Here is a 21262-nt window from a genome sequence, read left to right as displayed (position 1 = left end):
CCCGTCACGCTCGGGTGCGCCTCAGCGGCGGACGCGGACCGTGCCGTGCAGCGCGAGGTCGGCCGAGGAGGTGCCGACCCACACGTCGCGCCGGCCGGTGCCCAGCTCCCAGGTGTCGTCGTCGGCGCTCCAGGAGGACAGCCAGCGGTCGTCCACGGAGATCGACAGGCGTCGGGACTGCCCCGGCGCCAGGAAGACCTTCTCGTACCCCACCAGCGACTTCACGGCCTGCTCCTGGGTGAGCCGGCGGCTGGGCCCCACGTACACCTGGGGCACCTCCGCACCCGCGTGCTCACCGGTGTTGGTGACCGTGAAGGCGACCTCGACGCGGCCGTCGCGGTCCTTCACCCGCAGGTCGCCGTACGAGAAGTCCGTGTACGACAGGCCGTGCCCGAAGGGGAAGAGCGGTTCGGCTCCGGTGGCGTCGTACCACCGGTAACCGACGTGGATGCCCTCGGAGTACTCCTGGCGCCCGTCGACGCCCGGGTAGCGCAGCGGGTCGCCCGCCACGGGGGTGACGTCCTCGGAGACGGGGAACGTCTGCGAGAGCTTGCCGCTGGGGCTGACGTCGCCGAACAGCAGGCGGGCGGTGGCTTCGGCACCCTCCTGGCCGGGGTACCAGGTCTCCAGCACGGCGCGCACGCTCGACAGCCACGGCATGGTGACGGCCGCCCCGGTGTTGAGCACCACCACCGTGTTCGGGTTGGCGGCGGCCACGGCCGCGATCAGCTCGTCCTGCGTGCCCGGCAGCGACAGGGAGGAGCGGTCGACGCCCTCGGTGCCCTCGTCGTAGGCGAAGACGACGGCGGTCCCGGCGGAGCGGGCGGCCTCGGCGGCCTCCTGCACCGTGCGCTCGCGGGCGCTGGGCGTGACCCAGTGCAGTCGGGCCTGCAGGTCCTGGGCACCGGCGTCACCGGTCACCGTGAGCTGGTGGGTGGAACCGGCCTCCAGCTCCAGGTAGTGGGTGTCGTTCGTCCAGCCGTCGGCCGTGGCGATGAGGCTGCCTCCCGCGGCACCGAACTGGGACCGGGTGCTGAGCACCTCCTGCCCGTCCAGGCTGACGCGGGCCCCGGCACCGGTGGTCTGCAGGCTCAGGGTGTAGGTGCCCGTCTCGGGAGCGGTGAGGGTGAGCGAGCGGTCCAGGGCCTCGCCGGCGGGGACGGCGTCCTCCCCGACCCGCGCCAGCGGCTCGGCACCCAGGGCCTCGGCGGGGACGAGGACGCCCTCGAGGTCCTCCCCCACCGACCAGCCGACCTGCGCGTTGCCGCCGGCGCGGGCGGCGATGGCGTCGACGGGTGCCGCGGCGGACTCCGGCAGCACGCGGGAGCTGCCGCCGCCGGTGACGACGGGGGTCTTGGCCGTCGGGCCGATCACGGCGATGCCCGTGCCCGGCGCCAGGGGCAGCGCACCGCGGTCGTTCTTCAGCAGCACCGCGCCGGCCTCGGCGACCTCCTGCGCGACGCGGGCCGCGCCCGCCGGGTCGCGCTCCGGTCGTGGTGCGGGCTCGGCGTCCAGCAGCCCGACGCGCTCCACCTGGGTCAGGATGCGCCCGACCGAGGTGTCCAGGGCGGCCTCGGGGATCTCGCCGGCGAGGATCGCCTCCTTCAGCGGTTCACCGAAGTACGTGCCGCGCGGCATCTCCATGTCCAGGCCGGCGGTGATGGCCTGCGTGCTCTGCGTGGCTCCCCAGTCGGACATGACCCAGCCCTCGAAGCCCCACTGCTCGCGCAGGATCGTGGTGAGCAGTTCCTCGTTCTCGCACGCGTGGGTTCCTCCCACCTTGTTGTAGGAGCACATCACCGATCCGGCGCCCGCCTCCACGGCGGCGCGGAACGCCGGCAGCTCGATCTCCCGCAGCGTCTGCTCGTCGACCTGCACGTCGACGTCGAACCGGTTCTCCTCCTGGTTGTTCGCGGCGTAGTGCTTGATGGTGGCGATCAGGCCCTGGCTCTGGATGCCGGCCACCTCCGCGCCGACCGTGCGGGAGGCGAGCAGCGGGTCCTCGCCGAAGGTCTCGAAGTTCCGGCCGGCGACGGGGACGCGGATGTTGTTCGTCATGGGCGAGAGCAGCACGTCCACGCCCAGCGCCCGGCCGTCGCGGCCGATGACCTCGCCGAAGCGGCGGGCCAGGGTGTCGTCGAAGGAGGACGCCAGTGCTGCGGGGGCGGGCAGCGCGGTGGCGCTCTCGGCGACGCGCACCCCGGCGGGCCCGTCGGCCAGGCGCAGCTCCGGGATGCCCAGTCGCGGGACACCGGGCAGGTAGCCCGCGGCGCCGACGGCCTCCGGGTCGGTGGCGCCGCCGTGCACCATGCTGATCTTCTCGTCGAGGGTCATCTCGGCGAGCAGCGCGGCCACGCGCGGGGAGAACGCGCCGGCGGCGGGCGCTGAGGCCGGGGCGGGTGCCGCCGCGGCGGAGCCGACGACGGTGCCGGTGGTTCCGACGGTCAGCAGCAGGGCGACGACGGCGGTTCCGGTGCGGGGCGCGCGACGGGTTCGGGTTCGGGTTCGTGCGGTCACGGTCTCTCCTCGGTCCACGGATCAGTCGGTCAGGGCGCGCCGGACGGCGCCACCGGGATCGCGGCGGACGACGGGCTCGTCGTCGAGCACCATCGTGTGCCCGCCCTCGGCGGTGAACCGCGGCCACGTCGGCAGCCCCGGGTGGTTCGGGTCGCCGCTGCGGGCGAAGCGGATCCACGCCTCGCTGACGTCGGCGGCCAGCACCCGGGCCTCGTCGGTGCCCCCGGTCTGGTTGGCGCAGCGGTCCACGTTGTCGAAGACGAACGCGAGTTCGGCGCAGTGGTAGGCGCGGGGCCGGCCGCCGAGGACGGGCGTGTGCCACGCGAACAGGTAGGTGTACACGGGCGCGGGCTGGGCGGCCTTGAGCTCCGCCGTCGCCACCGAGGTGTTCCCGAACACCGCGAGGGAACCGATGCGCCCGAGGTGCTCGACGGGTTCGGCGTGGGGCCACTCGGTGCGGGCCGCCTCCAGCAGGGCGCCGGCGCGCTCGCCGTACCGGGCGGTGAGCTGCTCGCGCAGCCCCTGCTCGGTGAGGTCCTCCAGGGCGGGGTCCTCGAAGACGCTGGGTGAGAACTCCTCGAGGTTGTACCCGATGAGCAGGGGCACGCCCGCGGCAGCGGGTGGTGCGTCCCGGTCGAACGGGTGACGCGTCACGTTCCTGCCGTCGACGGTGGGGATCGCGTCGCCGCCCACCGCGTCCCAGGCGCGCTGCAGTTCCGCGACGGGCACCTCGTGCAGCCGTTCGAGCTCACCGGCCCCGATGCCGAGCTCCGCCAGCAGCGCGGTGGCCGTGGCCGCGGTGTCGGCGGGCTCCCCCAGCCGCGCGTACGGCCCGCTCTGGACGATCGCCTTGTGGAACAGGCCGTGGGCGGCGGGCATGGCCATGAGGGTGCTGACCTTGCCACCACCACCGGACTGACCGAAGACGGTGACGTTCGCGGGGTCGCCACCGAACGCGGCGATGTTGTCGCGCACCCACTCCAGGGCCGCGACGACGTCCAGCATCCCCGCGTTGGCGGAGTCGGCGTACTCCTCCCCACCGACCTCGGCGAGGTTCAGGAAGCCGAAGACGTTGAGCCGGTGGTTCACCGAGACGACGACCACGTCACCGCGGCGGGCGAGGTTCTCACCGTCGTAGGAGGGCAGTTCCTGGCTGGACCCACCGGAGAACCCGCCGCCGTGCAGCCACACCACCACCGGCCGGCGCCGGTCGTCGAGGGCGGGACTCCACACGTTCAGGCGCAGGCAGTCCTCGTCGGCGTAGACGCCGTTGTCCCACTCGAACAGGAACAGCGCCTCCTGCCGGCTCCACTGCGGGTTGACCGGCGAGGGGCACACCGGGCCGTACCCGAGAGCCGGGCGCACACCCGTCCAGGGCTCGGGGGCCGTGGGGGCGCGGAACCTCCCGGCACCGGCGGTGCTCGCGGCGTAGGGGATCCCCTTGAACGTGCGGACCTCGTCGCGCACGTACCCGCGCAGCTCACCGCCGGTGGTGGTCGCGGTGGTGGGCGGGTCGGTGCGCACGTGCACCGGGCCGGACGCCGCCGGTGCGGGGCCGCGGCCGGTGGACCTCCTCGCCGCGCCGGCGCCGGGGGTGGGCGTCGCCGCGGAGGCCGGTGCGGCGCTCGCCGCGGCCGCGGAGGTCCCGGCGAGGGCGGCGATGCCGCCGAGCACGGCCCGGCGGGCGGGCCCGGCCGGCCGGGTGCCGGTGGATCGGGGGGTGGGGGGGAGCACGTCGTTCCTCTCCGTCGAGGTCACGGGGGTCGGCGGGCACGGGCCGCCGATCGTCCTGCACAGGCAGTCAACAGGCCGGCGACCGGGAGTTCAAGGCTTGAACTGCTGCTCGGCGCGTCGCGCCGCGCCCACCGGGTCGTCCAGCAGTTCCTCCAGCGCCCAGCAGGAGGCACCCCGCAGCGCCGCGTCGTCACCGGCCGTCCCGGCCACGACCAGCCCGGCCGCGGGGCGGGCGGTGCCCCCGTCCGGCAGCGTCAGCGCCGCGAGCGCCTCCTCCACGCCGGGGCGCAGGTGCGGCAGCGCCCGTGCCCAGTACCCGCCCAGCACGACGTGCTGGGGGTCGGTGAGGACGACCAGGGTGGCGACCACCCGGCCGATCGCGACGCCCGCCCGCCGCAGCGCCCGCACGGGACGGGCGCGCCCGGCGTCCGCGCGCACCAGCAGCTCCTCCAGCGCCGCTCGCGCGCCCGCCGTGCGGCGCAGGGCGTCCAGGCCGCCGTCGCGCAGCACGGCGTGGGGCCCGGCGACCACGGCCAGGCACCCGCGCTGCCCGCACGAGCAGGGCGCACCGGCCGGGTCGACGACGACGTGCCCCGGCTCGAACGCCGCGCCGCGCGACCCGGTGACCAGCCGGGAACCGGTGATCCAGGCCCCACCCACCCCCGTGTCCGACTTCAGCAGCACCACGTCCGTCAGCGGTGGCGCACCGGCCGCTCCCGGCCGCGCCCGCAGTTCGCCGAACTCGGCCAGGACCGCGGCGTTGGCGTCGTTGATGAGCGAGAGCGGGACGTCCAGGCCCGGCAGCCGCTCGGCCAGCAGTTCCAGCAGCGGCACCTCGCGCCAGCCCAGGTCGATCGAGACGGGGACCCGCGGCGGCGTGCCCGTCACCGGTGCGCTGACGACCACGACGACCCGCGCCACCGCCGTGCCCCGGGCGGCGAGGTCGGCGCACGCCCGCCGCACCAGCTCGCTCGCCGCGTCGGCCACCGCGGCCGGTCGCGGGTGCGCGGCCCGGTGGCCCCGCTGCGCCCACAGCAGCACCCGGCCGGCCACGTCGCTCGCCCGGCAGCGCACGCCGTCGCCGTCGACGTGCAGCGCCAGCACGGCCAGTCCCGCACCGTCGAGCTCCACCAGGGCGCTGCGCGTGGGGCGACCGGGGGGACCGGGCACCTCGCGCAGCCACCCCTGCGAGAGCAGGACGCCGACGAGCCCCGTGACCGACCCGCGCACCAGTCCCGTGGCGGCGGCGATCTCCGACCGGGCGCAGGGGCCGTGGGAGCGCACGTGACGCACCACCAGCGACAGGTTGTGGCGCCGCAGGTCCGCCGGCGCCACGGAGCGCGCGGCGAACCCCGGGGGACCATCCATCACCGCGCCATGGTGCCAGTCACCCGCGCCCACCGCGGGCGGCCCGGCGCGGTGGCCCGTTCAGCGGTGCGCAGCCGCCACGTCCCCCAGCACCTCGTCCCACAGCGCGTCACGCGGGTCCGGTGCGCTCTCCAGCGCGTCCGTGGAACCCCACACCTTCACGGTCCCGCCGTCGGGGCCGAGCGCGGGCCAGCCGGGGTTCCCGCCGGCGGCGAAGCCCGTCCAGGCGGCGACCGCGCGCCGCGACAGCGCCGCCGCTGCCGGGGTGGGCCACACGCCCGGCACGCGCGGGCCCAGCAGCGGCAGCCGGCGGGCCAGCGGCAGCACGGGAACGGCGTGCAGGAACTGCTCCATCGCCTCGGGGTTGCCGAACCAGAACGGCACGTCCAGGGCGTGGGTGGCGCCGAACCGGCCGCCGAGGGCGGGGCTGCGCCAGGTGAACCGCGACAGGAACGTCTGCCCGCCGCGCGCGGCGTGGGCCCGGGCGAAGCGGCGGGAGGGCTGTGCGAAGACCGCGTCGGTGAGCAGGGCGTCGCCCACCGCCCCGGGGGGCGCTCCGGGCAGCAGCTCCCGGTAGCGCCGCACCGCGCCGCGGTTCAGCCCGACGGCGGCGGCGAACGCCTCGACGTCGCCGCGGGTTCGGGCGACGGGCGCGAAGCCGCTGCGGGAGAACAGGGTCCACTCGTCGGCCTGGTGGTTCACGAGCAGCGGCACGGCCGGGTCACCGCCGGCGTCCGGGCCCTCGGTGAAGGATCCGCGCACGAGGTCGCCGTCGATCACCGGGTGGTACAGCAGGGGGACGGCGTCGCGGGGGTCGCCGCCGGCGGTGGCGCCGGCGAGCCGGTCCTGCGCGACGGTGTCGGAGGCGGCCAGCAACCGCACCGGCGGCAACCCGGCGAGACCGGCGAGGGTGGCGGGAACCCGGGCAGCGGCGGCCACCTGCGCGCTCGTGCGGCGGGCCCGCTCCGCGGTGAGCAGCTCACCCGTGACGGAGGCGGCGATCGCCCGGGAGAACAGCCCGCGCGCGGCGGGCGCGCACAGCAGGGCGGCGACCGAGGCGGCACCGGCGGACTCCCCCGCGATCGTCACCCGAGCCGGGTCGCCGCCGAACGCCGCGACCTCGCGGGCCACCCAGCGCAGCGCGGCGACCTGGTCGAGCAGCCCGCGGTTCTCCGGGGCGCCGGCCACGGAACCGAACCCCTCGAAGCCGAGGCGGTAGTTGGGGCTGACGACGACGAACCCGCGCGCCACCCACGCCGCCGGGAAGTACGCCGGTGCGGACCCCGAACCGCTGACCCAGCCGCCGCCGTGCAACCACACCAGGACGGGCAGCCCCTGCGCCGCCCGTCCGGTGGCCGGCACGTGCACGTCGAGCGTCAGGTGGTCGTCCCCGGCGCCGGGGTCCCAGCCGTAACCGGACCGCGGGTCCTGCGGGGCGACGGGCGAGGGGCGGCTCGCGTCCCGCACCCCCGCCCAGGGCGCGGGCGGTTCCGGCGCCCGGAAGCGCAGCGCGCCCACCGGGGGCGCGGCGTAGGGGACGCCGCGGAAGGAGAGCACCCCGCGGCGCGGCGCGCCCGCGCGGACCGCGCCGGCCCGCGTGCGCACGACCCGACCGGTGTCCTGGCCCATCGCCGTCCCCTCCCCGCCGCGCGGCCCGGCGCGCACCGGGCCGCGGGCACGCTACAGCGCGCGCACCTCGGCGTCGGCCAGGGCCGCGGCGGCCGTGCGGGCCGCCTCGGGCGAGTCGGCGGCCAGCGCGGCACGGGCCATCCCGCGGCAGGTGGCGGCGGTGGTGCGCGCCAGGGCGAAGCGGACGGCGGGCACGGCGGCGGGCGCCATGGACAGGCTGGTGACGCCCAGGCCGACCAGGACCAGCGCCAGCAGCGGGTCGCGGGCCGCCTCCCCGCAGACGCCGACGGGGCGCTGCGCGCCGGCGCCCGCCTCGCCGGTCGTGCCGACGAGCTGCAGCACGGCGGGCTGCCACGGGTCCAGCAGCTCGGCGAGCTCCCCGGCGAGCCGGTCGGCGGCCATCGCGTACTGGGTGAGGTCGTTGGTGCCGATGCTGACGAAGTCCAGCCCGGCGGCCAGCAGCGCCGGTGCGCGCAGCGCCGCGGCGGGCACCTCCACCATGGCGCCGACGGTGCGCAGGCCGGCGGCGCGCGCCTGCTCGGCGAAACCGGCGGCCTCGGCCGGGGTGGCGACCATGGGGGCCATCACCCACGGGTCGGTGCCGGTGCGCCGCGCGGCGGCGGCCAGGGCGCGCAGCTGCACGGCGAGCAGCTGCGGGTGGCGGCGGGCGGTGCGCAGCCCGCGCACGCCGAGGGCGGGGTTCTCCTCCGGCTCGACCTCCACGAACGCCAGCGGCTTGTCGGCACCGGCGTCCAGGGTCCGCACGACGACCTTGCGGCCGGCGAAGGCGGCGAGCACCCGGGCGTAGGCGTCCGCCTGCTCGGCCTCGGTGGGCTCGGCGGCGCGGTCCAGGAACAGCACCTCGGTGCGGAACAGCCCGACGCCCTCCACGGCGGCGGCGCCGGAGCCGGCGGCGGCCCGCTCGGCGTCCTCGACGGTGCCGACGTTGGCGAGCAGCTGCACGGCCAGCCCGTCGGCGGTGCGGCCCGGACCGCCCGGGGCCTGCGCGAGCGCGGCGCGGGCGGCGCGGCGGGCCTCGACCTGCTCGACGAGCTCGGCGGAGGGGGCGGGGGTGACGGTGCCGGCGCGGGCGTCCAGGACCACCCGCTCCCCCGCCGGCAGGGCCAGGGCACCGGGCACGCGCACCACGCACGGCACGTCGAGCTGCGCGGCGATGATCGCGGTGTGGCTGGTGGGGCCGCCCAGCTCGGTGACGATCCCGACGACCTTCGCCAGGTCCAGGGTGGCGGTGTCGGCGGGAGCGAGGTCGGCGGCGACCACGACGGAGGGGCCGTGCAGGTCGGGCACACCCGGCTGCGGCAGGCCGAGCAGGTGCGCGACGACGCGGTCGCGCACGTCGCGCAGGTCGGTGACCCGCTCGGCCAGGTACGGGCCGGAGGCGGCGAGGACCTCGCAGAAGCCCTCCACGGCGGCGTCGACCGCGCTCGCCGGGCCGGTGCCGGTGCCGATGCGCCGCTCGACGTCACCGAGCAGGCCGGGGTCCTCCGCCATCAGGGCGGTGGCCCGCAGCACGTCGGCGGTGGTGCCGCCGGCCGCCTCGGCGCGCTCGCGCAGCGTGGTGGCCACCGCCGCGAACGCCTCGCGCACGGCAGCGGTCGCCGCCGCCGGGTCGGCGGCGGCGGGCTCGTCGACCGGTGGGCGCGCCGCGGGGGCGACGCGCACGACGGTGCCGACGGCGGCGGAGGTGCCCACGCCCACGCCGGTCAGCACGGCGGGCGTCGCGGGGTCGGTGAGCGTCACGGCGGGGTTCCTCCGGGTCGTCGGGGTCGTCGGGGTCGTCGGGGTCGTCGGGGTCGTCGGGGTCGTCGGGGTCGTCGGGGTCGTCGGGGTCGTCGGGGTCGTCGGGGTCGTCGGGGTCGTCGGGGTCGTCGGGGTCGTCGGGGTCGTCGGGGTCGTCGGGGTCGTCGGGGTCGTCGGGGTCGTCGGGGTCGTCGGGGTCGTCGGGGTCGTCGGGGTCGTCGGGGTCGTCGGGGTCGTCGGGGTCGTCGGGGTCGTCGGGGTCGTCGGGGTCGTCGGGGTCGTCGGGGTCGTCGGGGTCGTCGGGGTCGTCGGGGTCGTCGGGGTCGTCGGGGTCGTCGGGGTCGTCGGGGTCGTCGGGGTCGTCGGGGTCGTCGGGGTCGTCGGGGTCGTCGGGGTCGTCGGGGTCGTCGGGGTCGTCGGGGTCGTCGGGGTCGTCGGGGTCGTCGGGGTCGTCGGGGTCGTCGGGGTCGTCGGGGTCGTCGGGGTCGTCGGGGTCGTCGGGGTCGTCGGGGTCGTCGGGGTCGTCGGGGTCGTCGGGGTCGTCGGGGTCGTCGGGGTCGTCGGGGTCGTCGGGGTCGTCGGGGTCGTCGGGGTCGTCGGGGTCGTCGGGGTCGTCGGGGTCGTCGGGGTCGTCGGGGTCGTCGGGGTCGTCGGGGTCGTCGGGGTCGTCGGGGTCGTCGGGGTCGTCGGGGTCGTCGGGGTCGTCGGGGTCGTCGGGGTCGTCGGGGTCGTCGGGGTCGTCGGGGTCGTCGGGGTCGTCGGGGTCGTCGGGGTCGTCGGGGTCGTCGGGGTCGTCGGGGTCGTCGGGGTCGTCGGGGTCGTCGGGGTCGTCGGGGTCGTCGGGGTCGTCGGGGTCGTCGGGGTCGTCGGGGTCGTCGGGGTCGTCGGGGTCGTCGGGGTCGTCGGGGTCGTCGGGGTCGTCGGGGTCGTCGGGGTCGTCGGGGTCGTCGGGGTCGTCGGGGTCGTCGGGGTCGTCGGGGTCGTCGGGGTCGTGGTGGGACGGGTGGTGCTCAGGCGGCGTCGTGGTCGGTCTCGACCACGGCGGCCAGCTGCTCCAGGGCCTGCTCGGCGCCGTCGCCCTCGGCGGTCAGGGTGACGCTCTCGCCGTGCTGGGCGCCCAGCCCCATGACCATGAGGATGCTGCGGGCGTCGACGGGTGCTCCGCCCTCCCTGGCGATGGTGACGGGCAGGCCGGTGGCGGCGGCGGCCTGGACGAACAGGGACGCGGGACGGGCGTGCAGGCCGACGCGGGAGCCGACGACGGCGGTGCGGGTGGGCACGGGGTCCTCCGGGAGGGGCTCGGTGTTCAGGGGCCCCGGGGTGTTCCGGGACCGGTGCGCCCGGTGGTCCCGCGCGGGACCACCGGGTGCGCGGGGATCAGGCGGAGACGGGCTGGCCGCTGGCGGTGCCGGCGGCGGCGGGGGCCTGCTCGCCCCTGCGGTGGGCGCTCTTCAGCGCGACGACGGCCAGGGCCGTGACGACGGTGCCGACGAGGATCGCCAGCAGGTACAGCAGCGGCTGGCTCACCAGGCCGAGCACGACGACGCCGCCGTGCGGGGCGCGCAGCGCGTTGCCGAACGCCATGACGAGGCCGCCGGTGACACCCGAGCCGAGGATGCACGCCGGGATGATGCGCAGCGGTGCCGCGGCCGCGAACGGGATGGCGCCCTCGGAGATGAAGAACGCCCCCAGCAGGACGGCCGCCTTGCCGTTCTGCTGCTCCGCACCGGTGAACAGGCGCTTGCGCAGGAACGTCGCCAGGGCGATGCCCAGCGGCGGGGTCATGCCCGCGGCCATGACGGCGGCCATGACCTTCAGCTCCACGGGGCTGCCGGAGGAGGCGGCCGCGGTGGCCAGACCGGTGGTGGCGAAGGTGTAGGCGACCTTGTTCACCGGGCCGCCGAGGTCGACGGCCATCATGGCGCCGAGGATGACGCCGAGCAGGACGATGCCGGAACCGGACAGCGAGTTCAGCCCGCTGGTGAGGGAGTCCATCAGCCACTTCAGCGGCCGGCCGAGCACCACGAGCATGACGAACCCGGTGACGATCGTGGCCACCAGCGGGATGACGACGACGGGCATGATGCCGCGCACCGCGTTCGGGACGTTCAGCCGTGCCAGGCCCAGGGCGACGAAACCCCCCAGGAAACCCGCGGCCAGGCCGCCGAGGAAACCGGCGCCCACGGTCACCGCGAGGGCGCCGCCGACGAACCCGGGCGCGATGCCGGGGCGGTCCGCGATGCCGAAGGCGATGAAACCGGCGAGGACGGGCACGAGGAAACCGAACGCGGCCTGGCCCACGACGAGCAGCAGGCCGGCCCACTGCTCGCGGTCGGCGACGTCGAAACCGTCGGCGAACAGGCCGGTGAAGTAGGCGTTCGCGCCCACCCCGTCGCGGTCCAGGGCGATCTCGTAGCCGCCCAGCATGAACGCCAGCGCGATGAGGATGCCGCCGGCGGCGACGAACGGGATCATGTAGCTGACGCCGGTCATGAGCCACTGCCGCACGCGGGTGCCGACGCCGGCGCCGGAGGTGACCTTCGTGGCCGGCGCAGCGGGCGCGGTGGGCGTGCCGGGGACCTCGTCGGCCGGTTCCACGGCCGGGCCGGCGGCGGTGCGTGCGCCTGCCGCCTCGACGGCGGCGACGGCCGCGGCCACCACACCGGGGGCGTCGGCGACGGCCTTCTTCACGCCCACGTCGACGAACGGCTTGCCGGCGAAGCGCTCCTTGTCGCGGACCTCCAGGTCCGCGGCGAAGATGACGCCGTCGGCGCCGGCGACGACCGCCGGGTCGAACGGGGCGGAACCCGCGGCGCCCTGCGTCTCGACGGTCACCTCGTGCCCGGCGGCCCTGCCCGCCTGCTCCAGGGCCTCGGCGGCCATGTACGTGTGGGCGATGCCCGTGGGGCAGGACGTGATGGCGACGAACCTCATCGTCCGTACACCTCCTCCATGACGGTGCGGGCGACCGACGCGGCGTCGGGCGCCTCGAGCAGGGACTGGCGGAACGAGACGTGCACGAGCTTGCGGGCGAGCGCGGCGAGGATGGTCATGTGGTCGGCCTCGCCCGTGGTGGGGGCGGCGATGAGGAAGACGAGGTTCGCGGGCCCGTCCGGGGCGCCGAAGTCGACGCGCTCGCCGGAGACCACGCGGCCGACCGCGAGGCTGGGGACGGTGACGGCCTCGGAGCGGGCGTGCGGCAGGCCGATGCCGCCGGGGATGCCGGTGGCCATCTGCTCCTCGCGGGCGGCGACGTCGGCGAGGAAGCGCTCCAGGTCGGTGACGCGCCCGGCGGCCTGCAGCTTCTGCGCGAGCTGGCGCGTGGCGTCGACGCGGTCGCTCGCGCGCAGGTCGGCGATGACCAGGTCGCCGGTGATGAGGTCCTGGGTGTTCGCGGTGTCGCTCATGGCTGCAGGTCCTTCACGGGGGTCTCGGGGTCGGGGTTCTCGACGACGCGGACGCCCTCGGCGCCCGCCCGCGTCTGCTCGGGGCCGGGGACGGTGCTGCCCGGCAGGAGGACGGCCGCGCGGCCCCACGCGACCGCGGTGGCCAGCCGCCGCGGGGCCGGGCCGTCGGCGGACAGGTAGCCGGCGAGGGTGCAGTCGCCCGCGCCCACGGTGCTGCGCGGCACCAGGGGTGGGCCGCCGGCCCACCAGGTGCCCTCGGCGGTGGCCAGCAGGGCGCCGGCCTCGCCGAGGCTGACGAGGACGTCGCCGCAGCCGCGCGCGCGCAGGTCGGCGGCGGCGGCGCGCACGTCGCCCACCGTCGCCAGCTCGCGGGCCACCAGCTCGGCCAGCTCCTCCAGGTTGGGCTTGACCACGTCGGGGCCGGCCTGCACGGCGGCGGCCAGCGCGGGACCGGAGGTGTCCACGGCCGTGCGGGTGCCGGCGGCGCGGCCCAGCCGCACCAGCCGGGCGTGCAGGTCCACCGGCGCCCCCGGCGGCAGGCTGCCGCTGGAGGCCAGCCAGCGCGGGCCGACGGTGAGGCGGGCGCGCACGGTGCGCTCGAGCGCCTCGACCTCCTCGGCGCCGAGCACCGGGCCGGGCTCGTTGAGCTTGGTGGTGGTGCCGTCGGCCTCGACGACGGTGGTGTTGGTGCGCACGGTCCCGGCGATCGCGACGGGGACGACCTCCACGCCCTGCGGGGCCAGCAGCCCCACCAGGCGGTCGCCGTCCAGGCCGCCGCACGGCAGCACCGCCGCTGTGCGCGCGCCGTGCAGGGCCAGCGCCCGGGCGACGTTGACGCCCTTGCCGCCGGCGTCCTCGCCCGCCCCGCGGGCGCGGTGCACCTCGCCGCGGGTGAGGACGTCCAGCTCGAGGGTGCGGTCGATGCTGGGGTTGGGCGTGACGGTCAGCACCGCCGGGCGCGCGGCGCTCACGCCCGCACCACCCGTGGTCCGGCGGCCTCGACCTCGGCGACGACGTCGGGGTCCGCCCCGGTGTCGGTGATCACGGTGTCGACCCCCTCCAGGTCAGCGACGTGGGCGAAGTCGTCGCGGCCGAGCTTGGAGTGGTCGGCCAGGACGACGGTGCGGCGGGCGGCGCGCATGAGGGCGCGCTTGACCCCGGCCTCGGCGAGGTCGGGGGTGGTCAGGCCCCGCTCGGCGCTGAGGCCGTTGGTGCCCAGGAAGCAGACGTCGGCGAAGACCTCCGCCAGGGCCCGCTCGGCCCAGGCGCCGACGGCGGCCAGGGTGCGCCCGCGCACCTGACCGCCGACCAGGTGCAGGGTGACGTTGGCGCGGGTGGCGAGCGCCTGGGCGACCTGCAGGCCGTGGGTGACGACGACGAGGTCGCGGTCGGCGGGCAGCAGCTCCGCGAAGCGGGCCGTGGTGGTGCCGGCGTCGACGACGACGGTGCCGCCCTCGGGCAGCTCCGCCAGGGCGGTCTTGGCGATGCGCTCCTTCTCCGCGCTGAAGACACCCTGGCGCTCGCCCACGGCCGGCTCGGCGCCCAGGCGCTCGACGGGGATGGCCCCGCCGTGCACGCGGCGCACCAGGCCGTGGCGCTCCAGGGCGGTCAGGTCGCGGCGGATGGTCTCGGGGGTGACGTCGAGCGCCTCGGCCAGCGCGGTCACCTCGACGCGACCGGCCGCACGGGCGGTCTCGAGGATCGCCTGGTGGCGTTCCGGTGCGTACATCGCCGACTCCGTCGTCTCCGTGCCGTTCCCCGCAGCGGGGTCCACGGGCCCGTTCGGACCCGGTGACGGAGATGATGGTGTTGTTTCGGGCGAGATGTCAAGCAAACGGACAGGAACGGGCATCGATCGGACGGGAAACCACACGACGGCCCGGCCCCGACGCACGACACCCCCGCGGCCGGACGGGCCGCGGGGGCGTCGTGGTGACGTCGAGGACGGGGACCGCGCCGCGAGCGCCCGCGTCAGGCGTCGATGCGCTCGCGGTCCAGCCGCTCCGCCCCGGCGATGATGAAGTCCTTGCGGGGGGCGACGTCGTTGCCCATGAGCAGCTCGAAGACGCGCTCCGCCGCGGCGCCGTCGGCGATGGTCACCCGCCGCAGCGTGCGGTGCTGCGGCTCCATCGTCGTCTCGGCGAGCTGGTCCTCGTCCATCTCCCCCAGGCCCTTGTACCGCTGGGGCTCCTTGTAGGTGCGCCCGCGCCGGTTGAGGTCCGCGGTCACGCGGCGCAGCTCGGCGTCGGAGTAGGTGTAGACGACCTCCTTCTTCGCCCGGCCGGTGCCGTTGACCTCCAGGCGGTGCAGCGGCGGCACGGCGGCGAAGACCCGCCCCGCCTCCACCAGGGGGCGCATGTAGCGGAAGAAGAGCGTCAGCAGCAGGGTGCGGATGTGCGCGCCGTCGACGTCGGCGTCGGTCATCAGCACGATCTTGCCGTAGCGCACCGCCGACAGGTCGAAGCTGCGGCCGGAGCCGGCACCGACCACCTGGATGATCGAGGCGCACTCGGCGTTCTTCAGCATGTCCGTCACGGACGCCTTCTGGACGTTGAGGATCTTCCCCCGCAGCGGCAGCAGCGCCTGGTACTCGGAGTTGCGCGCCCCCATCGCCGTGCCCAGCGCCGAGTCCCCCTCGACGAGGAAGAGCTCGGTGCGGGTGACGTCGTCGGAGCGGCAGTCCTTCAGCTTCGCCGGCAGGGAGGAGGACTCCAGCGCGTTCTTGCGCCGCTGCGTCTCCTTGTGCAGGCGCGCGGAGATGCGGCTCTTCATCTCCGCGACGACCTTGTCCAGCACCGTGGCGGCCACCTGCTTGTCCTCGCGGCGCGCGGAGGTCAGCTGCGCGGTGAGCTCGCGCTCGACCACCCGCTTGACGATGGCCCGCACGGCCGCGGTGCCCAGGACCTCCTTGGTCTGCCCCTCGAACTGCGGCTCGGCCAGGCGGACGGTGACCACGGCCGTCAGGCCCGCGAGCACGTCGTCCTTCTCCAGCTTCTCGTCCTTGCCGACCTTCAGCCGGCGCGCCTGCGCGTCCACCTGCGCCTTCACCGCGGCGAAGAGCCCCTGCTCGAACCCGGACAGGTGGGTGCCGCCCTTGGGGGTGGCGATGATGTTGACGAAGGAGCGGACCGTGGCGTCGTACCCGGTGCCCCAGCGCAGCGCGACGTCGACGACGCACTGGCGGCGCACCTCCTGCGGCGTCATGTGCCCGTTGTCGTCCAGCACCGGCACGGTCTCGGTGAAGGTGTCCTCGCCCTGCAGCCGCCACACCGGCGTCACCGCCGCGTCCGGGGTCAGGTAGTCGGCGTACTCGCCGATGCCGCCGTCGTGCTGGAAGACCTCCTCGGTGGGCTGCTCGCCGCGCTCGTCGCGCACGACGATGCGCAGGCCCGGCACCAGGAACGAGGTCTGCCGGGCGCGGGCGGTCAGGTCGTCGTAGGAGAACGCCGCCGTCTTCAGGAAGATCTGCGAGTCCGACCAGTAGCGCACCCGCGTGCCGGTCACACCGCGCTTGACCTTGCCGACGACCTCCAGGCCCGTCGCGGGCGTGAAGGGGGCGTCGGGGCCGTTCCCGTCGTAGCGGCCGGGGGTGCCGCGCCGGAAGCTCGTCGCGTACGTCTTGCCGCCGCGGTCCACCTCGACGTCCAGCCGCGCCGACAGGGCGTTGACGACGCTGGCGCCCACGCCGTGCAGGCCGCCGGAGGCGGAGTACGAGCCGCCGCCGAACTTGCCGCCGGCGTGCAGGTGCGTGAAGACCACCTCCACGCCGGACAGGCCCGTGCGCGCCTCGGCGTCCACCGGGATGCCGCGGCCGTCGTCGCGCACCTCCACGGAGCCGTCGGCGCGCAGGACCACGTCGATGCGGGTGCAGTGCCCGCCCAGGGCCTCGTCGACGGAGTTGTCGATGATCTCCCACAGGCAGTGCATGAGCCCGCGGGAGTCGGTGGAGCCGATGTACATGCCGGGGCGCTTGCGGACCGCCTCGAGGCCCTCCAGGACCAGCAGGTGCGCGGCGGTGTAGCCCTCGGACCCGCCGCCCTCGGGCGTGCGGGGGCGGGGCGTCGAGCTGGGTGGGGTCACCCCGGCAGGGTAGACGGCGTCGCCGACACCGCCCCGGTCACCGCGCGCCGCCGTCGCACCCCCTCCGCCCAGAGCGAACGCGTTGCTCCACCGGCGTGGGAACGCGGGCGCGCACCCGGGGGTTGGGACAGAGTGGGCGCGGGAGCACCCGCTGCCGCCGCCCGCAGGACCGGAAGGAGTCGTGGAGTGACCACCACAACAGCCCTTGCCAGCGACCCGATGACGGCCGCCGACCGCTGCGACCGTTGCGGTGCTCAGGCGTACGTGCGCGCCGTGCTGGCCTCCGGGGGCGAGCTGCTCTTCTGCGCCCACCACGGGCGCGAGCACCGCGACGCCCTCCGCGAGGTCGCGCGGGACATCCAGGACGAGTCCCGCAAGCTGGCCTCCACCCCGTCGATCGCCCCGGTCGACGAGCGCTGAGGCGGCGCTGATCAGGACCGCGCAGGACCGACGAGCCCGGCGTCACCCCCGTGGGTGACGCCGGGCTCGTCGTCGTGGCCCTCGCGATGGCGGTGGGCCTCGTCGGCGTCGTCGTCCCCGTGCTGCCGGGCACCGTGCTCATCGGCCTGGCCGCACTGGTGTGGGCCGTCGTGGAGGGCGGGGCCGCCTGGGCGTTCTTCGCCGGCGTCGCCCTCCTGCTCGTGGCCGGTCAGGTCGCCATGTACCTCGTGCCCGGCCGGCGCCTGAGCCGGGCCGGCATCCCCCGCTCCACCCTGCTGCTCGGCGGTGCGCTCGGCGTCGTCGGGTTCTTCGTCGTGCCCGTCCTGGGCCTGCCGCTGGGCTTCGTGCTCGGCGTCTTCCTCTCCGAGCTCACCCGGGCTTCGCGCGCTCACCTCGGGGCGCGCACCGCGTGGTCCTCGACCGTGCAGGCGCTGAAGGGCGTCGGGCTCAGCGTGGCCATCGAGGGCCTGGCGGGCACGCTCGCCGCGGCGACGTGGGTCGCCGGCGCTCTCGTGCTGCGCGGCTGATCCCACCCCCGCACCCACCCCGCCCGTCGCCGCGGGGACCGGCGCTCAGCGCGGCGGTGCGACCCCGGGCCCACCGCCGAGCTCCGCGAGCCGCCGGCGCAGCAGCTCCGCCAGCTCCACGGACTCCCCGTCGCGCGCACCGCGCCCCACCTGCAGCGGCGGGTCGGCCGGCGCGGGACGCACCCCCAGCAGCCGTTCGCGCCAGCCCCCGCCGACCGTCAGCACGTGGAAGGCGCCGTCGTCGGTGACGGCCAGCGACTCGTCGCGGCGCAGGTACCACCCGCGCAGGCCCGTGCGGGCCCGGCCCCGCGCCACCCGCGCCCGCAGCGGGACGGGGGCGATCCCCCGGCGCCGCACCTCGGCCACGAAACCCACCAGCAGCCGGTGCGCCTCGGCGGTCTCCGCCAGGCGGGCGCGCTCGGCCGCAGCGGCGTGCGCGGCGGCCGCCTCGGCCCGCCCGCGCCGCCACTCCTCCCGCTCCGACCGCGTCGCTCCCGGCACACCGGGACGCTAACGGACACCGGGGCGCGGCGGGGAGCACCCCGCACGCACCCCGGCCCCCGGTCCGCGCGGGGGCGGTCCGGGAGCCGGGGTGGCACCGGGCGGGTCAGCCGGGAGGTCAGTCCAGGTAGTCGCGCAGCACCTGCGAGCGCGAGGGGTGGCGCAGCTTGGACATCGTCTTGGACTCGATCTGCCGGATCCGCTCGCGCGTGACGCCGTAGACCTTGCCGATCTCGTCCAGGGTCTTCGGCTGCCCGTCGGTCAGGCCGAAGCGCATGGACACCACGCCCGCCTCGCGCTCGGAGAGGGTGTCCAGCACCGAGTGCAGCTGCTCCTGCAGCAGCGTGAAGCTGACCGCGTCGGCCGGCACGACAGCCTCGGAGTCCTCGATGAGGTCGCCGAACTCGCTGTCGCCGTCCTCGCCGAGCGGGGTGTGCAGCGAGATCGGCTCACGGCCGTACTTCTGGACCTCGACGACCTTCTCGGGGGTCATGTCGAGCTCCTTGGCGAGCTCCTCCGGGGTGGGCTCGCGGCCCAGGTCCTGCAGCATCTGCCGCTGCACGCGGGCGAGCTTGTTGATGACCTCGACCATGTGCACCGGGATGCGGATGGTGCGGGCCTGGTCGGCCATGGCGCGGGTGATCGCCTGGCGGATCCACCAGGTGGCGTAGGTGGAGAACTTGTAGCCCTTGGTGTAGTCGAACTTCTCCACCGCGCGGATCAGGCCGAGGTTGCCCTCCTGGATCAGGTCCAGGAAGAGCATGCCGCGGCCGGTGTAGCGCTTGGCCAGGGAGACCACCAGGCGCAGGTTCGCCTCGAGCAGGTGGTTCTTGGCGCGGCGGCCGTCCTCGGCGATCCACCACAGCTCGCGCTTGAGGATCGGGTCCATGCTCTCGCCGGAGTGCAGCTTCTCCTCGGCGAACAGGCCGGCCTCGATGCGCTTGGCGAGCTCGACCTCCTGCTCGGCGTTGAGGAGGGCGACCTTGCCGATCTGCTTGAGGTAGTCCTTGACCGGGTCGGCGGTGGCGCCGGCGGTGGCGACCTGCTGGGCGGGGGCGTCGTCGTCGTCGTCGGTCAGGACGAAGCCGCCGGCGGTCTTCTTGGCGTCCCCGCTCTCCTCGGCGGTGTCCTCGGCCGGTTCGGCGGTGTCGGCGACGACCCCCTCCTCGACGACCAGGTCCTCGTCCTTGACCTCCACGAGCTCGTCGCCGCTGGGCTCCTCGCCGGGGGCGGGCTTCGCGGCCGTCTTGGCCGCGGACTTGGCCGCCGTCCTGGTGGTGGTCTTGGCCGCCGTCCTGGTGGACTTCGCGGTCGTCTTGGCCGCCGTTCCGGCACCGGCCGCCTCGCCGTCCACCGGGGCCGCGGCGCGCTTGGCCGCGGGCCGGGTCGAGCCGGACGCGGACTTGGCCGCCGACTTGGTGGCGGTGGCCGTGGAGGTGGAGCGGCGGGTGGACGAGGCTGCCACGGCGCGCTTGGGGGCGGCCTCGGGGACGCGCACGGTGATGCCGGCGTCGTCGAGGGCGCGCAGCACGGCCTTCATGCGCTGGACGGGCAGCTGGGCGTCCTCGCACGCGGTGCGCACGGCGTGGGCGTCGACGAACCCGTGGGTGGTTCCGTGCTGCAGGAGCTCCTGGAAGGGAGCGGACGCGAACTCGGGCGGGAGCGGCCGGGATGTCGAAACCGACGACACGGACTGCCTTTCGTCGTGGGCGGAACGGGACTGCGCGGGCAGCAGCCGACAAGGTCAACACCGGCGGGCACCGTTGCATGCCCACTGAGGACGACAAACGCCGATTGTGGCACGCCGCGAGCCGTCCTGGCGCACCGCGCCACCCCGGAGGGCCCCTCGCGGCCTCCTGCCGGACGCCTGCCGGACAGTCCCCGGACCCGCGGCGGCGCCCTCGCGGCAGGTCTCGCGACGGACCCCGGCGCAGGACCCGCCGGCTCGTCCCGGCCGGTCCTGCGGGCTCAGTCCTCCGGCTTGACCGCCAGCACCGGGCAGGGCGCGTCCAGGAGGATGCGCTGGGCGCTGGCGCCGAGGATGAGCTTGCCGACGGGGGTGCGCCGGCGCAGGCCGATGACGATGAGCCCGGCGCCGGAGTCCTCCGCCGCCCCGATGAGGTCGTCGGCGGGGTCCTCGCTGTCGGGCACCTCGCGCAGCTCGTGCCCCACGCCCGCCTCGTCCAGCCGGGCGCGCACGGCGTCGTGCACGGCGATCAGCTGCTCGGTCTCCTGGGGGTCGGCCTCCTTGCCCGGGCGCCGGCTGTGCACGACCACCAGCGGCAGCCCGAGGCGCAGAGCCGCGGCTCCGGCCTGCTCCAGGGCGGCGCGCCCCTCCGGGTTGGCCACGTACCCCACGACGATCCCCATGCGCACACCCTCCTGGACCACGCTGCGACGTGCGACCGGGTCCTCGACCGGCCCGCACCTGCCCGACGGCCCCGTCCCGGCGCGGCCGGGCGCAGCCGCCGCGACCGTACTAGACGCCCCGCCCGGACGCGGCGGGGACCGGCCGCGGTCCGGGCGGGGCGGGTCTCAGCCGGCGCCGGGCTCACGGGCGGGCTCACGGGCGGGCAGGCCGGCGCGCAGGGCTGCGGCGACCAGACCGGCGAGCCGGTGGCCGGGGTCCGCCTCCAGGGCCGCGTCGGCGCAGGCGGCCGCGCGCACCCCGTCGCCGAGCGACCAGTACGCCCACGCGGCCAGCGCCCAGGCCCCGGCACCGCCCCGGCCGGGGGCGTGCCGGGCCAGGTCGACCGCGAGCGCGGCCGCGGCCACCGTCCGGGCGCGGTCGGGCTCGGCGCGCAGGGCGCGGTGGACGAGGTCGCCCGCCGCGGGGTCGGCGGCGCCGGGCCGGCTGCGCACCAGGGCGGCGACGGCCGGGGCGCGCAGGCTCTCGGGGGCACCGGTGAGCAGGGCGGCGTCGCGCACGGGCACGTCCTCCAGGGCGGCCAGCAACCGGCCCGCGGCGCGGGGGTCGGGCAGCTGCGGTGCTCCCGGGGGCAGGTAGCGCACGGCCTCCCGCTCGAACTCGGCCAGGGCCCGCGCGCGGCGGGCGGGCGTGCGCGCCGGTGGCGCGGCCTCGCGGGCCGCGCGGGCGGCGTCTCGCCGCTGCGGGGGCAGCGGGGTGCGCTCGGGCAGCACCGCGTCGCGGTCGGCGGCGGCCGACAGGCCACGGCCGACGGCCTCGGCCGCGACCCGCTCGGCGGCGGGCGTGCGCAGCGGCCGGCCGGCGGACGGGCAGCAGGGCCCGGTGCAGGTCAGGGAGCGCCAGCGCCCGGCCGCGACGAGCACCGCCTG

18 protein-coding genes are annotated in these 21262 nt (G+C 76.5%); 3 read left to right on the top strand and 15 right to left on the bottom strand.

Annotated elements, in window-relative coordinates; genetic code table 11:
* Positions 1–21: 21 nt before the first annotated feature.
* The 5 genes from V9U69_RS08535 to ptsP all read right to left on the bottom strand — a co-directional run bounded on the left by V9U69_RS08535 (position 22) and on the right by ptsP (position 9009).
* Complete coding sequence (locus V9U69_RS08535) at positions 22–2517, bottom strand: glycoside hydrolase family 3 C-terminal domain-containing protein (protein ID WP_337061169.1); 2496 nt, start codon at positions 2515–2517, stop codon at positions 22–24.
* Between the two features lie 21 nt (positions 2518–2538).
* Positions 2539–4251, bottom strand: coding sequence for a carboxylesterase/lipase family protein (locus V9U69_RS08530; RefSeq protein ID WP_337061168.1), 1713 nt, complete (start codon positions 4249–4251; stop codon positions 2539–2541).
* A 90-nt stretch (positions 4252–4341) separates the two neighbouring features.
* Positions 4342–5619 carry an ROK family transcriptional regulator gene (locus V9U69_RS08525; RefSeq protein WP_337061167.1) on the bottom strand — a complete coding sequence of 426 codons (1278 nt, stop codon included), beginning with the start codon at positions 5617–5619 and terminating at the stop codon, positions 4342–4344.
* Between the two features lie 60 nt (positions 5620–5679).
* Positions 5680–7248, bottom strand: coding sequence for a carboxylesterase/lipase family protein (locus V9U69_RS08520; RefSeq protein WP_337061166.1), 1569 nt, complete (start codon positions 7246–7248; stop codon positions 5680–5682).
* Positions 7249–7299: 51 nt separating this feature from the next.
* Positions 7300–9009, bottom strand: a complete 1710-nt coding sequence (gene ptsP, locus V9U69_RS08515) for a phosphoenolpyruvate--protein phosphotransferase (protein ID WP_337061165.1) — start codon at positions 9007–9009, stop codon at positions 7300–7302.
* On the opposite strand from ptsP, the gene V9U69_RS08510 reads away from it, so the two are divergent.
* Entirely contained in the window at positions 8999–10105 is a 1107-nt protein-coding gene (locus tag V9U69_RS08510; protein ID WP_337061164.1) for a hypothetical protein, read from the top strand. The genes ptsP and V9U69_RS08510 overlap by 11 nt on opposite strands.
* Here the strand turns inward: V9U69_RS08510 and V9U69_RS08505 are convergent.
* From V9U69_RS08505 to V9U69_RS08480, 6 genes are all read right to left on the bottom strand, one after another.
* A complete protein-coding gene (locus V9U69_RS08505) occupies positions 10020–10289 on the bottom strand; it encodes an HPr family phosphocarrier protein (RefSeq protein ID WP_337061163.1) in 270 nt (89 codons plus the stop codon). The genes V9U69_RS08510 and V9U69_RS08505 overlap by 86 nt on opposite strands.
* A 97-nt stretch (positions 10290–10386) precedes the next feature.
* Entirely contained in the window at positions 10387–11943 is a 1557-nt protein-coding gene (locus V9U69_RS08500) for a PTS fructose transporter subunit IIC (RefSeq protein ID WP_337061162.1), read from the bottom strand.
* Entirely contained in the window at positions 11940–12416 is a 477-nt protein-coding gene (locus tag V9U69_RS08495) for a PTS sugar transporter subunit IIA (RefSeq protein WP_337061161.1), read from the bottom strand. The genes V9U69_RS08500 and V9U69_RS08495 overlap by 4 nt, the downstream gene beginning before the upstream one ends.
* Positions 12413–13387: a 1-phosphofructokinase family hexose kinase gene (locus tag V9U69_RS08490; RefSeq protein WP_337061160.1), complete on the bottom strand. Its 975-nt coding sequence runs from the start codon at positions 13385–13387 to the stop codon at positions 12413–12415. The genes V9U69_RS08495 and V9U69_RS08490 overlap by 4 nt, the downstream gene beginning before the upstream one ends.
* Complete coding sequence (locus V9U69_RS08485; RefSeq protein ID WP_337061159.1) at positions 13384–14145, bottom strand: DeoR/GlpR family DNA-binding transcription regulator; 762 nt, start codon at positions 14143–14145, stop codon at positions 13384–13386. Before V9U69_RS08485 ends, V9U69_RS08490 begins: the two co-directional genes overlap by 4 nt.
* A gap of 242 nt (positions 14146–14387) precedes the next feature.
* The gene (locus tag V9U69_RS08480) at positions 14388–16496 is read right to left on the bottom strand and encodes a DNA gyrase/topoisomerase IV subunit B (RefSeq protein WP_337061158.1); all 2109 of its coding nucleotides are present in this window, start codon (positions 16494–16496) and stop codon (positions 14388–14390) included.
* Positions 16497–16715: 219 nt separating this feature from the next.
* On the opposite strand from V9U69_RS08480, the gene V9U69_RS08475 reads away from it, so the two are divergent.
* A complete protein-coding gene (locus V9U69_RS08475; protein ID WP_432494662.1) occupies positions 16716–16916 on the top strand; it encodes a DUF7455 domain-containing protein in 201 nt (66 codons plus the stop codon).
* A gap of 50 nt (positions 16917–16966) precedes the next feature.
* Positions 16967–17464: a DUF456 domain-containing protein gene (locus V9U69_RS08470; RefSeq protein WP_337061156.1), complete on the top strand. Its 498-nt coding sequence runs from the start codon at positions 16967–16969 to the stop codon at positions 17462–17464.
* A gap of 45 nt (positions 17465–17509) precedes the next feature.
* Here the strand turns inward: V9U69_RS08470 and V9U69_RS08465 are convergent, their stop codons facing one another.
* The 4 genes from V9U69_RS08465 to V9U69_RS08450 form a co-directional block, all read right to left on the bottom strand.
* Positions 17510–17965 (bottom strand): hypothetical protein, encoded by a 456-nt coding sequence (locus tag V9U69_RS08465; RefSeq protein WP_337061155.1) that lies wholly within the window; start codon positions 17963–17965, stop codon positions 17510–17512.
* A gap of 118 nt (positions 17966–18083) precedes the next feature.
* Positions 18084–19655, bottom strand: a complete 1572-nt coding sequence (locus tag V9U69_RS08460) for an RNA polymerase sigma factor (RefSeq protein WP_337061154.1) — start codon at positions 19653–19655, stop codon at positions 18084–18086.
* A gap of 278 nt (positions 19656–19933) precedes the next feature.
* Complete coding sequence (locus V9U69_RS08455) at positions 19934–20335, bottom strand: universal stress protein (protein ID WP_337061153.1); 402 nt, start codon at positions 20333–20335, stop codon at positions 19934–19936.
* A 165-nt stretch (positions 20336–20500) separates the two neighbouring features.
* Positions 20501–21262: DUF4192 family protein (locus tag V9U69_RS08450; protein ID WP_337061152.1), on the bottom strand; the 762-nt coding region annotated here is incomplete at its 5' end.

The sequence above is a fragment of the Kineococcus sp. G2 genome, from assembly GCF_037154035.1.
Classification (GTDB): Bacteria; Actinomycetota; Actinomycetes; order Actinomycetales; family Kineococcaceae; genus Kineococcus.
Note: the sequence above shows the minus strand (reverse complement) of the source record. Positions and strands in the feature narration are given on the sequence as shown.